At 59.4% G+C, this 15,994-nt stretch carries 15 protein-coding genes; 2 read left to right on the forward strand and 13 right to left on the reverse strand.

The window, feature by feature from the left end:
- Window positions 1-2: 2 nt before the first annotated feature.
- On the reverse strand, window positions 3-458 hold the full coding sequence (locus tag C1J05_RS15570) for a methylated-DNA--[protein]-cysteine S-methyltransferase (RefSeq protein ID WP_114871055.1): 456 nt from the start codon (window positions 456-458) through the stop codon (window positions 3-5).
- A 264-nt stretch (window positions 459-722) separates the two neighbouring features.
- On the opposite strand from C1J05_RS15570, the gene C1J05_RS22025 reads away from it, so the two are divergent.
- Complete coding sequence (locus tag C1J05_RS22025) at window positions 723-857, forward strand: hypothetical protein (protein WP_302622779.1); 135 nt, start codon at window positions 723-725, stop codon at window positions 855-857.
- A 23-nt stretch (window positions 858-880) separates the two neighbouring features.
- Here C1J05_RS22025 and C1J05_RS15580 read toward each other — a convergent pair whose 3' ends face one another.
- From C1J05_RS15580 to C1J05_RS15605, 6 genes are all read right to left on the reverse strand, one after another.
- A complete protein-coding gene (locus tag C1J05_RS15580) occupies window positions 881-1,348 on the reverse strand; it encodes a hypothetical protein (RefSeq protein ID WP_254684622.1) in 468 nt (155 codons plus the stop codon).
- 103 nt (window positions 1,349-1,451) lie between these two features.
- The gene (gene ileS / locus C1J05_RS15585; RefSeq protein WP_114871057.1) at window positions 1,452-4,355 is read right to left on the reverse strand and encodes an isoleucine--tRNA ligase; all 2,904 of its coding nucleotides are present in this window, start codon (window positions 4,353-4,355) and stop codon (window positions 1,452-1,454) included.
- 193 nt (window positions 4,356-4,548) lie between these two features.
- The gene (locus tag C1J05_RS15590; RefSeq protein ID WP_114871058.1) at window positions 4,549-5,259 is read right to left on the reverse strand and encodes a VIT1/CCC1 transporter family protein; all 711 of its coding nucleotides are present in this window, start codon (window positions 5,257-5,259) and stop codon (window positions 4,549-4,551) included.
- Between the two features lie 68 nt (window positions 5,260-5,327).
- Window positions 5,328-6,341: a YcjF family protein gene (locus C1J05_RS15595; RefSeq protein WP_114871059.1), complete on the reverse strand. Its 1,014-nt coding sequence runs from the start codon at window positions 6,339-6,341 to the stop codon at window positions 5,328-5,330.
- Between the two features lies 1 nt (window position 6,342).
- Entirely contained in the window at window positions 6,343-6,789 is a 447-nt protein-coding gene (locus C1J05_RS15600) for a GNAT family N-acetyltransferase (RefSeq protein WP_114871060.1), read from the reverse strand.
- A complete protein-coding gene (locus C1J05_RS15605; RefSeq protein WP_114871061.1) occupies window positions 6,786-8,201 on the reverse strand; it encodes a YcjX family protein in 1,416 nt (471 codons plus the stop codon). The genes C1J05_RS15600 and C1J05_RS15605 overlap by 4 nt, the downstream gene beginning before the upstream one ends.
- 99 nt (window positions 8,202-8,300) lie before the next feature.
- On the opposite strand from C1J05_RS15605, the gene truA reads away from it, so the two are divergent.
- Window positions 8,301-9,092, forward strand: coding sequence for a tRNA pseudouridine(38-40) synthase TruA (gene truA, locus C1J05_RS15610; RefSeq protein ID WP_114871062.1), 792 nt, complete (start codon window positions 8,301-8,303; stop codon window positions 9,090-9,092).
- Here truA and C1J05_RS21750 read toward each other — a convergent pair.
- The 6 genes from C1J05_RS21750 to C1J05_RS15640 form a co-directional block, all read right to left on the reverse strand.
- A complete protein-coding gene (locus C1J05_RS21750) occupies window positions 9,089-9,523 on the reverse strand; it encodes a DUF3726 domain-containing protein (protein WP_205388974.1) in 435 nt (144 codons plus the stop codon). The two genes, truA and C1J05_RS21750, sit on opposite strands and share 4 nt — an antisense overlap.
- On the reverse strand, window positions 9,520-11,118 hold the full coding sequence (locus C1J05_RS15620; RefSeq protein WP_114872364.1) for a hypothetical protein: 1,599 nt from the start codon (window positions 11,116-11,118) through the stop codon (window positions 9,520-9,522). Before C1J05_RS15620 ends, C1J05_RS21750 begins: the two co-directional genes overlap by 4 nt.
- Before the next feature lie 50 nt (window positions 11,119-11,168).
- A complete protein-coding gene (locus C1J05_RS15625) occupies window positions 11,169-12,152 on the reverse strand; it encodes a membrane dipeptidase (protein WP_114872365.1) in 984 nt (327 codons plus the stop codon).
- Between the two features lie 48 nt (window positions 12,153-12,200).
- The gene (locus C1J05_RS15630; RefSeq protein ID WP_254684623.1) at window positions 12,201-12,779 is read right to left on the reverse strand and encodes a hypothetical protein; all 579 of its coding nucleotides are present in this window, start codon (window positions 12,777-12,779) and stop codon (window positions 12,201-12,203) included.
- Complete coding sequence (locus C1J05_RS15635; protein WP_114871063.1) at window positions 12,766-14,607, reverse strand: glycerophosphodiester phosphodiesterase; 1,842 nt, start codon at window positions 14,605-14,607, stop codon at window positions 12,766-12,768. Before C1J05_RS15635 ends, C1J05_RS15630 begins: the two co-directional genes overlap by 14 nt.
- Window positions 14,608-14,672: 65 nt before the next feature.
- Window positions 14,673-15,908 carry an acyl-CoA dehydrogenase family protein gene (locus tag C1J05_RS15640; RefSeq protein ID WP_114871064.1) on the reverse strand — a complete coding sequence of 412 codons (1,236 nt, stop codon included), beginning with the start codon at window positions 15,906-15,908 and terminating at the stop codon, window positions 14,673-14,675.
- Between the last annotated feature and the right edge of the window lie 86 nt (window positions 15,909-15,994).

The raw sequence follows: 15,994 nt of genomic DNA on the forward strand, positions 1-15,994 counted from the left end.
CGTCAGATCAACAATCCTGCCGCCCCTTCGTGCCGCAACAGTGCCACTTTGGTTTCTATACCCCCGGCACCGGAAAATCCCGTCAATCCTTTGGCGCCCATCACCCGGTGGCACGGGATGATAACCGGGATCGGATTGCCCCCGCAGGCACCGCCCACAGCCTGCGCCGGCGCGCCAAGCGCCTTGGCAATATCACCGTAGGTTTTGGTATCCCCGAACGGAATGTCTGAAATCGCTGCACAAACCGCTTGCTGAAAATCCGATCCAACCACCTTTAGCGGCAAATCAAAACGCGTCAGACGACCTTCGGCATAAGCGCGCAGCTGGCTTACTCCTTCGCGTAAAAGTGCGGAGGGTGCGCCGACGCTTTGCGATGTCCATTTCAACGCAACAATCGCGCCGTCTTCCTCGACCAGACCAAGCGGGCCGAATTGCGTATCAAGGGTAAGCGTTGCCATGGCATATTGTGCGGTGCCTGATGGCCGGGCGCAATCCGGAACCTGCGTTTTTGTGCCTTTGCGATCTTCGTTGAAAGACGTCTTTGGCACTGGTATTATGCCTGCGCAGGCGTTCGATGATCCGGGCGTTTCCGGTTTGTCGAAAAACCTGCTGCCTCATCCGAAATCATCGCCCTGACAGCCATTGTCAGGCAACCCTGATCTTCCTGAGCAACGACCCGATGGGCACAAGCCGTTCGGTGATCCAGCAAAAAGGAAATGACCATGTCCAAAGGTAACAACAAGCGCGGCAACAAAGAGGCCAAGAAACCCAAGGCAGAAAAGCCCAAGGTTCTGGCAACCGCGAACTCCGGAGCGTCAAAGGCTTCGCCCGTGATCGCAGGTAAATCTGTCAAATAGGTCCGGAACGATCGCAGGCGGGCCTACATCACATCCTGAAGCGTGAAGGTTTGACCGTTATGGGTGAATGTATCGCCCGCCTGCAGACCCTCCATCGCCTTGTAGATCGGACTGGCGGTGGAAATACCCATATAGGTGATCCCGTCACAGTCGAACCGTTTGGTTGATGCAACGACAATGAAATGGCGGTTGTTGAACGCCACAACAGCACCCGGACGCACTACATCCGTCACGGAAAAGTTGGCGTTTTCAATCGCGTCGATCTTGGCATGGTGGGTGTGCACCGGATGATCGAAAGCTGCGGCCAGATCGGCATTGCCGCGCGCCAGTGCAATGTCTTCGCGATCGGGATTGTCACGCTCGTCCGTCATCGCCTCGTGCAGGTAATGCTCGTAATGGGCCACGGCGGTTTCCAGCTCTTCGGCCTCAAGGGCCAGCATGGTATCGCGCAATTTGGTTTTCAGCGCCTGTTTGTCAGTCATGTCGGACATGGGGCATTCCTTCGATTATCTGGCGATTATCCGGATCGCGTCAGACCAGCCTGACGCCGCCTTTCGGAAAATGCAATATACATTCCGAAAGGCGCATCAGTGATCAGGCAAGCGCGCTGTCGCACCGTTTGCATACACCCGGATGTGTGTGACTGCCGACATCCGGCAGAATTTTCCAGCAGCGCTGGCATTTTTCGCCGGTCGCTTTTTCAAAAACGACCCCCACACCCGGCACTTCGGGCAGGTGGAACGCTTCGGCAGGGGCAGGATCGGCGGTAAGCGAAATGGCAGACGTGATACACAGATCATCAAAGGCCACCGATTTCAGCGCCGCCAGCATGGTGGCATCTTCGATATGGACCACCGGTGCCGCCTCAAGCGAGGCGCCGATCACCTTGTCGCTGCGCTGGATTTCCAGCGCGGCGGTCACCGCACGGCGCGCGGCGCGTACCTTGGCCCATTTTGCGGCCAGATCGGGGTTTGCCCAGGCGGCAGGTGTTTGCGGCATATCGATCAGGTGCACCGAACTGTCATCGCCGGGGAACCGCTCCAGCCAGACCTCTTCCATGGTGAACACCAGAACCGGCGCAAGCCATGTTGTCAGTCGGTGGAACAGGATATCCAGAACCGTGCGCGCGGCGCGGCGGCGATCGGTGTCGCCGTCGCAATACAGAACATCCTTGCGGATATCGAAATAGAACGCCGAGAGATCGACTGTCGCAAAGGTAAACACCGCCTGAAACACGCCCTGAAAATCGAAAGCGGCGTATCCGTCGCGCACAACCTTGTCCAATTCGGCCACGCGGTGCAGCACCCAGCGTTCCAGTTCGGGCATGTCGGCAGGATCAACACGATCCGCTTCGTCGAACTGATCCAGCGCGCCCAGCATAAAGCGCATGGTGTTGCGCAACCGGCGGTAACTGTCGGCCACACCTTTCAGGATTTCCGGCCCGATCCGCTGATCCGCGGTATAATCGGTCTGCGCCACCCACAGACGCAGAATATCCGCGCCATATTGTTTGACGATGGTTTCGGGCACGATGGTGTTGCCCAGCGACTTGGACATTTTCATGCCCTTTTCGTCCAGCGTGAACCCATGCGTCACCACATTGCGATAAGGCGCGTGCCCGGTGGTGCCGACCGATTGCAACAGCGACGAATGGAACCAGCCGCGATGCTGGTCGGTGCCTTCCATGTAGACATCGGCGATGCCGTCCTTGGTGCCATCGACACGGTCGCGCAGGGTAAAGGCATGGGTTGATCCGGAATCAAACCACACGTCCAGAATATCGGTGACCTGGGTATATTCCTCGGGGTTCACGATACCGTTCAGGAACCGTTCCTTGGCACCGTCTTCGTACCAGGCATCCGCGCCTTCGGTTTCAAACGCTTCGATGATACGCATGTTCACTGCAGGATTGCGCAACAGGAAATCATCATCGGTGGGCAGCGCGCCGACCTTGGTAAAGCAGGTCAGCGGCACACCCCATGCGCGCTGGCGTGACAACACCCAGTCAGGGCGCGATTCGATCATGGAATACAACCGGTTGCGGCCCGATTTCGGGGTCCATTTGACGTTGTCGATTTCGGTCAGCGCACGTTCCCGGATGGTTTTGCCGAACGTGTCCTGCCCATCACCCACAGGTTTGTCGATGGCGGCGAACCATTGCGGTGTGTTGCGGTAGATCACCGGCGCCTTGGATCGCCACGAATGGGGATAGCTGTGCTTGATCTTGCCGCGCGCGAACAACCCGCCCACTTCGGCCAGCTTGTTGATCACGGCGGTGTTTGCATCGCCTTCCTTGCCGTTCGGCTTCAGGATGGCCTTGCCGCCGAAAAACGGCAGGTCAGACCGGAATGTGCCGTCTTCGGTGACGTTGTAGGTGATCACCTGCCCCAGCATGCCCAGATCGCGGTAAAGCTCGTATTCCTCAAGCCCGTGGGACGGGGCGCAATGCACAAAACCTGTGCCTTCGTCATCGGTGACGAAATCGGCGGCGCGGAAATCGCGGGGGTCATCCCATTCGCCCTTGCCATCTTCGGCGCCGGCAAGGGGGTGGCGCAAGGATGTGCCGGAAAGATCGCCCGCATCGCCAACGCGCTTGAAAGCTTCAACGCGCGCCTTGCCCAAGACATCTTCGGCCAGCTTGTCGGCCAGCAGAAACCTTTCACCGGTCTTGACCCAGTTGTCTTCGGGCGCATCTGTCACTTCGTAGATGCCGTATGAAATATCGTTTGAGAATACGACGGCTTTGTTGGATGGCATTGTCCACGGCGTTGTGGTCCAGATCACCACTTGCGCGCCCTCAAGTGCAGGATTGTCCGTCTTGTGCACGGCAAACTTTACCCAGATCGTAAAGCTTTCCTTGTCGTGATATTCCACCTCGGCCTCGGCCAGTGCGGTTTTTTCCACCGGTGACCACATCACCGGCTTTGATCCCTGATAGAGCGTGCCGTTCATCAGGAATTTCATGAATTCCTCGGCGATCACGCGTTCGGCGTGGAAATCCATCGTCAGATACGGATCGGCCCAGTTGCCGGTGACGCCCAGACGCTTGAATTCCTCGCGCTGGATATCGACCCAACCGGCGGCGAATTTGCGGCATTCGGCGCGGAAATCGTTGATCGGCACCTCGTCCTTGTTCTTGCCCTTTTGGCGGTACTGTTCTTCGATCTTCCATTCGATCGGCAGGCCGTGACAATCCCAACCGGGGATGTAACGCGCATCAAAGCCCATCATCTGGTGGCTGCGCACGATCATGTCCTTGATCGTCTTGTTCAGGGCGTGGCCGATATGCAGATGCCCGTTGGCATAGGGGGGGCCATCGTGCAGCGTAAAGGGCGTACGCCCCTGTTTTTCGCGCAAGCGGTCATAGACACCGATTTTTTCCCAGCGCTCCAACCAGCCGGGTTCGCGGTTGGGCAGGCCCGCGCGCATCGGAAAATCGGTTTTGGGCAGGTTCAGCGTTGATTTGTAATCGGGTGTCTGGGGCGTGTCGGCGCACATGGCGGGCGTCCTTGGATAGAAGTGTCTGATGTGTGAAAGGGGCGGTGCGAAGGATCAAACACCTGTGTCCCGGCCGTTTGGAAAGATCAAACGCCGGGGGATATAATTCGAATAATGATCGCGGTCGGGCGGGTCATGGGCGCGTTATAGGCCCGCGCATCCGCCGCGTCCAGAGGCCCGCAATGCCGCACCGTCAGACGTGAAACAACGACCCGACAAAATAGGCGATGCCCGCCGCCAACCCGCCAATCAGAAAGGTTTCGATACCCGATCGCCACCACGGTTCAAGCGACCATTTGCTTTTGAGCGCGCCAATCGCAAAGAACACCGCCAGCGTCATGCCCGAGGATACAACAAAGGCGTTCTGCACGCCGAACAGAAACGGCAGCAGCGGGATCATGCCCGCCACCAGAAAGGCACCGAACGTGGCCAGCGCTCCGCGCATCGGATGCGGCATGGTGTTGGACAGGCCGTATTCGCCCTCGAGCATCAGTTCGATCCAGTTGTCATGATGGCGGGCAATTTCATCGGTGGCCTGTTCCAGCACATCGCCACTTAAACCCTTAAGGGACAGGATATGGCGCAGCTCGCGTCTTTCGCCTTCGGGATTGGTGGCAATGTGGCGTTCTTCCACCGCCCGCAGGCGCAGCATGTTGTCTTTTTCGGCCTTGGTGCCCGAATAGTTGCCCGCCGCCATGGAAAAGCCGTCGGCCAGAACATTGGCCAGCCCCAATGCGACAATCACAAAAGGCGAAAGCCCTGCCCCCGCAACACCAGCAACGATCGCAAAGGTCGTGACCGCGCCGTCAATCGCGCCATAAACCGTATCGCGCAACACACCGTGGCCGGTGGCGCTTTCGATGCGGGCTTCAATCTCGTGCTGGCTATGTCCGTGATCCGGCATATCTGGTCCCCTGTTTGGCTAACAGGGGTGTTTATGACCAGTTTGCCAACCGCGCGCTCTGCGCCAGATCAAACCGGGGCGTCAGGGGCCTTGGCAGAGCCGAACAGCCCGGTCAGGCTGCGTTTCACAATGCCGCGCACAGACGGGCGCTTGGCGCGGGTAAAGGGCAGCGGGCGGCAAACCTCAATCGCGGCCACACCAACACGGACCGTCAACGCCCCGTTCACCAATCCTTCGCCAAAGCGGCGCGACAGCTTGCCAAGGATTGACCCGCCCAGAAACGGTTCCAGCATGTCATCGCCCACGGCCACGGCCCCCGTGGCCACCAGATGCGACAGCACCGCACGAGTCAGCCGCCAGCTTCCCAAGGTGCCGGACCGCCCGCCATAGACTTCGGCGATGCGGCGGATCATGCGCAGATTGGCCGTCAGAGCCGCAACCACATCCGCCAGCGCAATCGGCACCAGCGCCGTCACGGTGGCGACCTGTCGCGCCGCAGCCTCAACCTCGCGGCTGGCGGCAATGTCCAGCGGTGCCAGAACCTCGGCTTCGGCCAGCCCGATCAGGCTTTCTGCATCGAACTGGTCGCCCTGCCGTTCCGCCAATCGATCACGGCCCCAACTTGTATCATCGCGATGCCGGTAAAGCGCGTTCAGTTTGCCAACCACATCGCGTGCCGCCGCCAGATCGTTCCCGGCAAGCGCCTGGGTTGCGCCGTGGCGCAGGCTGTCGATACGCGCCAGCCGCGAAAACGCCGCCGCCTCGCGCAGGGCAATGGCCAGCAGCACCAGAACAAAGGCGCCGATCAGCCCGGTCATGGCCCAGCCAAGCAGCGGATTGCTGGCCACCAGCGCCGTTACAAAGTTCCATGCGGCCAGCGACACCATCGCGCTGACCAGCGCGGCCAACAGTCCCCAGAACCAGCGCGCCAAACGCGATGGTTTGCGCGTCGCCAGCCGTGCCGCAGCCTGCATCGCGCGCCCGTCCGGGGTTGGCACCCCCAGATCAGGCACTGGCGGTGCATCCGCAACATCCGTTACCGGTTTGTCATCAAGTTCGATCAAGACCGGACCCTGTGCCATGTCAGCCTGCCTCTCTTTGCCATTCAAACCGGATGTCGGGCAGCCCCGCATCGTTCCCGGACCCGTCCGTGCGCTGCGTTTCGCAAAACCCCAGCGCGCGGTAAAACGCCTGCGCGTTCATGTTGGCCTGATAGACCCACAACCGCAACGCAGGTTCAACCGCCTGTGCGGCCTGAACAAACGCACGCCCCAAGCCCTGTCGCTGCACCGACGGATCAAGGTACAACCCGTGAATGTCGGCCCCGTTGCGCGACAGGAAACCGGCAATGGCCCCGTTGCGACGTGCGACCTGAACCCAGCCCGCATCAATCATGTCTGCCGCAAAGCGGATTTCCTGCGCACGGCTGTGCACGCGGGGAAGCCACGGCGCATCATCCGTCGCCCGTGACAGGATCGCGCCAACAGCACCTGCATCCAGCGGCCGCGCCGCATCCAGAGACACCGTCACAGCATATCCCCGATCAGAAACTCTGCCGCCCTGTCCAACCGGATATGGGGCGGACCATCGCCTAGTTTAAGGGTCAGCGGCGCGGGTGCAAAGGACATCACCTGATAATCTTCATCCAGCCATTTTTGCGCGCCGTCACGCGCCGGCCCCAGAAGATGCGCTGGATCTTGCGGCAATGCACCGGGATAAAACGCGGCCTGCTTTCCAGTCTCAAGCAAGGTACCGCGCACCAGATTGAGGTCTTTGCCATTGTGCTGGCGGGTTTCCTCGACCGTGGCGCGCAGCGACGCGATGGACATCGCCGCTGTTTGCGCTCCGGCAAAACGCGCACGATCCCGCGCCTCGCGGGTCAGCGCCTCCATGATTGCGGTCAGGCTTTGGTGTTGCGTGTGGTGCAGATGATCCGCCTTGGTGGCCGCAAACAGGATTTTTTCCACCCGTTTGCCCAACAGCAGCCGTGTCAGGAACGCATTGCGTCCGGGGCGAAAGGCGGACAGCAAATCCGCCATCGCGTGGCGCATATCCTCGACCGCCTGCGGGCCTTTGTGGATCGCGCCCAACGCATCCACCAGAACGACCTGCCGGTCGATCCGCGCAAAGTGATCGCGAAAAAACGGCTTTACCACTTGCGATTTGTAAGCTTCGTAGCGGCGTTCCATTTCACGGATCAGCGATTTTCGCGGCATCGCGCCACAATCCGGCAGCGGCGCAAATGTCAGCACCGGCGATCCTTCCAGATCACCGGGCAACAGGAACCGCCCCGGCGTGCAATCATAAAACCCGTCGCCCCGCGCGGCCTGCAGATAGGCGGTAAAGCTGGCAGCCAGCGCTTTGGCCTGCATTTCGTCCAGAGGTGCAGTACCATCAACGGTCGACATCTGCGCGATGTACTCTGCGGCTTGTGGCCGGTTCCTGATCCGATCCAGTACATCGCGGGACCATTCGCTATAGGATTTGTCCAGCAGCGCCAGATCCAGCAGCCATTCACCGGGATAATCGACGATATCAATGTGCACCGTGCGTGGCCCCTGCAACCCCGACAACAGCCCCTTTGGGCGGACCCGCAGAGACAGGCGCAATTCGCTGACCGCGCGGGTGCTGTCGGGCCAGTGGGGCGTTTTTGCCGTGAGCGCCCCGATATGCGTTTCATAATCAAAGCGGGGCACCGTATCGTCCGGTTGTGGTTGCAGATAGGCAGCGCTGATGCGGCCTTCGGCTGCAGCGATAAGGCCGTGCATCCGCCCGCGATCCATCAGGTTGGCCACCAGCGATGTGATGAACACCGTCTTGCCCGACCGGGCAAGACCGGTCACGCCCAGCCTGATGACAGGTTCGAAAAACGTTTCGGAAACCGTATCCTGCACGTTTTCGACGCCGCGCCAGATACCGCCCGCAATCGTTGAAATGACCAAATTACTGCCCCTGTTTCTGCGTTGTCGCAAGATAGGGTGTGCCAGGCGCGGTTACCAGTGGGGATTGCCCGGCACGTCCCGTCAGTTTAAGGCACAGATATGCCCCGCTATGCACTGAAAGTTGAATATCACGGCAAGCCTTTTGCAGGATGGCAAAGGCAAAAGGACCAGCCGTCTGTGCAGGGCGCGATCGAGGCCGCGCTGGCCAAACTGGAACCGCGTGATCATGCAATCGCTGCCGCCGGACGCACCGATGCAGGTGTACATGGTCTGGGCCAGGTGGCGCATTGCGATCTGGAGCGGGACTGGGACCCGTTCCGCCTGTCCGAAGCGTTGAACTACCATCTGAAACCCGCGCCCGTTGCCATTCTGGACTGCGCCATCGTGCCCGATGACTGGCACGCCCGGTTTTCCGCACGCGAACGGCGCTATCTGTTCCGCATCCTGATGCGTCGCGCGCCCAGCGCCCATTTCAACGGTCTGGTCTGGCAGGTCGCGCATGAACTGGACGTTGAAGCAATGCAAAACGCTGCCGGCTTTCTAGTTGGAAACCATGACTTTACAACCTTTCGCTCAACCATATGTCAGGCCGACAGTCCGGTGAAGACGCTGGATCGCCTGGATATCCGGCAGGTCACCACGATGGCAGGACGCGAGGTGCATTTCGATGTGCGGGCGCGATCCTTTCTGCACAATCAGGTGCGCAGTTTTGTCGGAACACTGGAACGCGTCGGGGCAGGATCGTGGCAGCCCGAAGATGTCAAATCAGCGCTTGATGCTCGCGCGCGCGGCGCCTGTGGGCCGGTGTGCCCGCCGCATGGGTTGTATCTGCATTCGGTCCAATACGACGTGAATCCTTTTGCGCAGGGCACTGATATAACAGCGTTTTAATCGTTGTCCGTAAGGCCCGCACCGGCACCTGCGGCGCGCGATTCTTCCGAACTGGGCACATAGGTGCGTTTCGCCAGTACATTCAGGCGGGCCCAGACCTGACCAGACACATCCTGCGCGCCTGATGCCGGTTCGGTATTGCAGTCCGGCAATACCCCGCGTGCCGCCGCCATGGCGTCGTAAAGTGCAGGCAACAACCCGGAGGGCGCGACTGCATCCTGTCCGCATTGACGCGCATCCAGTGCCGAAACGGCATCTTGCAACGGTACAAAGGACGCCCCTTCCAGCACATCAACAACATCACTCAGCGCATTGTTTTTCAATATGAACGGAACAGCCACCCACAAGTCTTCGGCGATACCCAGTGGCACACCCGCCCCGCGCGCAGCCTTGAGAACAAGCCCCTGTATTTCATTGACCGAGCGTTTCATACCAGTCCGAAATGCGGCAGGAACCAATCATCGGCGCGGGACAGTTCATCAAACAGCGGCGCGCCTTGCGCCAGATTGATCCGTGTCCAGCGATCCGATTTCGGATCGAATTTTGCCGCCCCGAAAAAGGACAGTTTGCAGCGCAGCATATCAATCGGGCGGCACTGCGCACCAATCAGGTTGTCGCGGATTTCCGCATAGGGGTGGCGCTCCAGTGTCTGAACCCGTCGCAGCGCAGACCGGTGTTGCGGATGCGCCCGAAGAAAGCCGGCGACATCGCCAGTCGCGCCTTCAAGATCGGCCCACAACGCCTTGACCTGCCTTGCAATATCCAGCGGGCTTTCCAGATCGGCACCGTCTTCGGCAAACCGGTTGCCAAGGCGCGGCTCCAGCTTTTCTTCCGACACGTACCAGAATTGCGCGCAATTTTCGCGCTGCGTGTAATCCGGCGTCAACGCCCAATCCCAGCGGGTTTTCAGGATATCGCGCAGTTGATCCAGCCCCATTTGCGGGTCCAGTTGCGGGGTAAAGGGCGTGGCCATGCAATCGGCTAGCCCATCGACAAGATCGCCAAACGGTTCCAGTACAAAGGCAACAATCAGTTCCTGCATCTCGACGGACCAGCGCGCACTGTCCTTGATCAGCGCATCAATCGGAAAGGCGGCAGTCATCGCATCCGGTGTCAGGCTGGCGGTGACCTGTGGCCATTCGCGGCGCAAAACATCAATTGCTGCTTGCGCCTGCGGATCGGGCACCTGCCATTCGGCCAGATGCTGAGCCACGCGCGGGGCCAGACTGTAAAGATGTTCTATCTGCTCTATACTCAGGAATTCAACGCTGCGCACGCGGGCCAGTGCGGTTTCACGCACCTGCATCCACGCATCCAGCAACAAGGGATGGGATACCAGAAACGGCGCCATGCCCAGCCCGGTGGAATTGCCGATGCCCAGATGCCGTTTCAACCCGACATCCAGTTGCGCACCGCCCATATGTTCGACCAGATCATGGGTAAAGCCACGGATCAGCCAGACGGTCAGCATTTCGGCCATGAACGGGCCGCCCAATCCGGGGCGATCCGCGATCCGGGCGCGGTCCGCGATCCCGAATTTGCCATTGCCGTAAACGGCTGTCGTCCGCATCAGATAGCCGATGTCGCGGATCATCGTCTGATCCGGCTGCTGCCCCGCGCGCAGCGCGTCGACAACATGGGCAAACAGGCGCACGGACTTGTTCGCGCGGGACAGAACCAGATCACGCTCTTCAAAGCGCGCGGCCTCCTGCTGGGGGGCGGCGCGGCAGATGCGGGCAACCTCGTCCGCGGATGGCACACCGTCATAAAGAACATAAGACGTATCCCACGCCGTTGCGATAACACGATCTGTCCGCTGATCGGGTGGCAGATAGGTCGATACCGCAACCAGCGAATAGGTGTACCCACCCAGATCAACCGAATAAACCGCATGGCCGAACCCGTCCGCGTCAATCGACCAGACAGGGCGGGTGACGCGCGCACCTTCGTCGCGCAACTGCCGCATCAGGGTGCGCAGGAATGACAGGCGCGTCGGAAAAGATGCGCCCATGCGCTCAAGCCGCATCACCTGATCCGGCGCGCGCAGCGGGACACCGGGATCAGCAGGAAAATCCTTCACTCTAACGCTCCGAATGATGTTTCATAAAACCGCAACCAGTTGCCGCCCATGATACCGTCAACTTCGTCTGCGGCAAAACCGGCAGACGCCAGACCCTGACGGATGTTCCCGAAATCGCGGTTGTCGTTGAACCAGTCAGGCATGGGCGGAAACCCTGCATTGCTGGCTGAGCCTTCGCCGTAATCCATCACCTTTGACCAGCGCCCGACGCGCATCCACTCGACGATTCTGTCGGGCTGGTCCTGACACAGGTCCGTTCCAATCCCCAGGTTTTCCGCACCGTACCGATCCGCCGCTTCGGCGATCATGCTGCAAAAACTATCCAGTGTGCAGGCCGGTCCGCCCGCCAGATGGTGCGGATAGACGGAGAACCCCAACATGCCCCCTGCCCCTGTCAGCGCCTTTAACACCTTATCGGATTTGTTGCGCAGGGCCGCGTGCCACCAGTGCGGATTGGCATGAGTGATCGCGATCGGGCGCGTGGAATGGTCAATCGCCTCAAGCGTCGAACGTTCGGCAGAATGCGACATATCCACAACCAGCCCGACGCGGTTCATTTCAGTCACGGCCTGTTTGCCAAACCGGGTCAGGCCGGTGTCTTCGTCTTCGTAACAACCCGTCGCCAGAAGCGATTGATTGTTATAGGTCAACTGCATGAAGCGCACGCCCAACTGGTGGCAAATCTCGATCAGGCCGATATCGTCCTCGATCGGGCTGGGGTTCTGAAATCCGAAAAAGATCGCCGTGCGACCGGTTTGTTGGGCAAGGGCCACATCGGCGGCCGTGGTGCCTTTGAAAATCAGATCGGAATGGGTTTCAAACCAGCGGTTCCACTGTTCCAGGTTCAGAACCATTTCGCGGAACGTTTCGTGATAGGCGATTGTCACGTGCACCGCATCAACCCCGCCGACGCGCATCTGTTTAAAGATCGCGGGCGAAAAGTTGGCGTATTGCAGATTATCTATCAGTGGGGCTGGCATGACCGGAACATTGACCAGAAAATCAAAGGGACGCAAACGGAAATTACATCAGTCAAACGCCCCGGTCAGAACCGAGCATTGCGGATAGCCGTACCCCCACCGCCATGGCAGGCCGGAACAGGGTGCGCCACCGAAACGCACCGCCAGATACATCGCACCTGCGATGGTGTTATAGGCCGAGCGCACCTGACCCTCTTCCACATCGTAAAGCGCGATCAGGTCGTCCATGCGCGTATCGGCGGTTTCGATCACACAACCGCGCAGGGCCTGATCCGCACGTAACCGCGCGCTGAAACTTGCGGCCGCATCCTGCGCTTCGCCGGCATTGTGATAGGCGCGATCATGGGTCACACAGCATCCCTGCCAAGGTGGTTCATTGTCGTGGGTGTCCTGAAAATCGGGAAAGGTTTCGGCCACCAGATCCCACACCCGTGACAGGCCACCACTGCACCCGTCGGTCGCGAACAGGGCCAATTCAGTGTCGCTCCGGGCGATTACGGATTGCAACGCTTTGTGCGCCGGCAATTCCAGACTGCGTGACAGCCCGCCTTCATCTTCTGTCTGTGCGGCAGCGACACCCGCAAGCAGACAGGCCGCCAGCGCCAGATACGGCTTAAGGCTGATCATCGCGATAGGCCTTTGTGTTGAACTCAAGCCCCAGCGCCTCGGAAAGCCACAAGAGCAGCCGTTCGGGCGTGCTGAGCCCGGCGCGGAACGCCAACACCTGATGGACAAGCGCCGGTTCATCCGTGATCAGCCCGTTCACACCTTTGGAAATCATCTTGGACATGTCCAGCGGATCATTGACCGTCCAGACATAGATATCCTTGCCCGCAGATTGCGTGGCCCGGATCAGACTGGACGATGCAAAACCCTGACTTATGGCGATGAAATCACCATCCAGTTTTGCCGTATTGCCGACAGAGCTGGCCGCCAGAACGCCGGTGCGCCATGTTGGCCGCAATTCCTGCATTTTCTGGATCGCGGGATACTTCAGCGACATGATGGCAATCTGGTCCTGCATTTCCATGTCTTCGACGACGCGGGCCACCCGTTCTTCCAGAGCGATATCGTGGCCGTAGTATTTCAGTTCGATCAGAACCTTTGACTTGCCCTTGGCCAGTTCCAGAACATCGCGCAAAAGCGGTGTACGCTGATCGTCATAAGCGGGATCAAACCAGCTTCCGATATCTATTTCCTCAAGATCTTCCAGCGTCGAATCCCAGATCTTGAGGTTGACGCCCGCCAGCTTCATCAGGTCGCTGTCATGGACCACGACAATCTCGCCGTCTGCCGTTTCCTGCACGTCAATCTCGATCCAGTCTGCCCGATCCTCGATCCCTTTCTGGACCGAGGCGAGCGTGTTTTCCGGACGGCTGCCTGCCGCACCACGGTGGGCAATGATTTCAATGCTGTCCGTTGTCGTGACCCTGTCCAGAAGAAACGCGCCGGAGATCAGCCCAAGCGGCACCAGCACGATGATTGCAAGTACTGCCTTTTTGATCGCGGATGTTTTTTGCGTGTCAGGCACCGGCAGGGATGCACCGCCGCCCACTTTGTCAAAATGCCGGTTCAGAAGCTTGGCCAGCGCGCCAACTGACACACCCGCCACAACAAGACGCATCAGCATCCAAAGACCCGCCAGCACAAGGATCAGAACCAGCGCCGTGCGCAATCCCGCGCCGAGACGGATCGGGATCACCCCAATCGCAAGGCCGAAAATCAGCGCAAGCACACCCATTGCGATGGCCCGCAGCAAGACCCAGATCGCAATCTGGCCAATCAGTTTGGTCCTATCACCGGCCATGCTGCGCGCGCTGATGCCAAACGCACCGCGCGGTGACGTTTCACCGAAGACGACAAAATGAAGCGACAAAGCCCAGACTGAAAGCTGCGACAGCAGCAACCAGCCCATAATCAGCAGCAGGGGTATAATCACTGCCGCTGCCTTGTAAAATTCCGGCGGGCGGGCCGACAGATAATAATTGATATCAAATTCGGACAGGAACACGCCAACAGCCAACAGGCACGCCAGCAAGAACGGAACCGCGATAAATGTAACCCGCAACACCAGCAAAACAGAGAACAGGATCAGCGATTTGCTTTTTCTGAGGATCGCGGCCAGACCCGTGCGGACCGGTTGTGCGACGCCTGCGTTTTCCGCGCGCAAAAACGCCGTCATCACAGCAAGGCTGAGCACCTCGTTCAGAAGCAGGATACTGACCAGCCCGATGCACACCACGAAACCTGTAGGGGTCAGCAAAAACCGTGCGATATCCTGATCCGTCAGCGCGCTTTGATCCGAAAGAGACACGCCCAGATTGATCATGACACCCAACAAGGGCACGATTACCGCATAGGCGGCCAGCCGCAGTGCGATGTAGACGGGAACGATAAGATGACGGCGATGCCATGCCGAAGAATAGCAATCCTTGACCAGATTAAAGTGGGTCACGTATGTCTCCTGTCTGCATCATACCGTATGCCCCACGCCCTGATACCTGGTGAAGTCATTCCAGCCTAGACGTTTTCCTGTGTAAAGCGGCGCAGTTCCGCACGCGCGACTTGTCGCCGATGCACCGCGTCCGGCCCATCAGCCAACCGCAAGGTACGCACATGGGTCCAGGCCTGCGCCAGCGGCGTGTCTTGCGAAATCCCTTGCGCACCATGCATCTGCACCGCTTCGTCGATCACCTTCAGCGCGACTCGCGGGGCCACCACCTTGATCTGCGAAATCCACGGGGCGGCGGCACGTTTGTCACCGCGATCCATGTACCACGCAGCCTTGAGGCACAGCAGGCGGGCCATTTCGATTTCCATGCGGCATTCGGCAATAATGTCGTAATTGGCACCCAGCTGGGCCAGATTTTTACCGAATGCCTCGCGGGCAAGGGCACGGCGGCACATTTGTTCCAGCGCGGCCTCGGCCTGACCGATGGCGCGCATGCAGTGATGGATACGCCCCGGCCCCAGTCGGCCTTGCGCAATCTCGAACCCGCGCCCTTCGCCCAGCAGCAGGTTTTGTGCGGGCACACGCACATCCTTGAACCGGAAATGCATGTGGCCGTGGGGGGCATCATCGTGGCCGTACACCTCCATCGGGCGCAGTTTTTCGATACCGTCGCTGTCTGCATCAACCACGATCATCGATTGCCGCTGATGCTTGGGCTGTTCGTTTCCGGCGGTTTTCACCATGACGATGTAAACCTTGCAGCGCGGATCGCCCGCGCCTGTCGCCCACCACTTTTCACCATTCAGAACATATTCGTCCCCGTCGCGTACGCAGGACATGGCGATATTGGTCGCATCCGAACTGGCCACATCCGGTTCCGTCATCAGATAGGCAGACCGGATCTGCCCCTCTAGCAGCGGCGCAAGCCACTGATCCTTCATCTCTTGCGTGCCGTAGCGTTCGAACACTTCCATGTTGCCGGTGTCGGGCGCCGAACAGTTGAACACTTCGGCGCCAAGCGGGGTTTTCCCCATTTCCTCGGCGAAATAGGCATATTCCACGGTGGTCAGGCCAATGCCCTTTTCGCTGTCGGTCAGCCAGAAATTCCACAGCCCCGCGACCTTGGCATCGGCCTTTAACCCTTCAAGTATCTGCGCCTGACGGGTGGTATAGGTCCACCGATCACCCTTGTTGATCTCGGCGTGGTACTCCTGCTCAAGCGGGATCACCTTGTCGCGGATCATGTCTGTGACCTGGCCCAGAAGGTCGCGCATTTCGGGGCGCATCGAAAAATTCATATCCATAAACCGGGCTTTCCTTCTGTAGTGCTGCGACTGTCTTTACCTTTGACCCAAATAATGGATGACTGAAAGGCACATTGTCCATCACC

The organism is Sulfitobacter sp. JL08 (assembly GCF_003352045.1).
In the GTDB taxonomy this organism is placed as follows: Bacteria; Pseudomonadota; Alphaproteobacteria; order Rhodobacterales; family Rhodobacteraceae; genus JL08.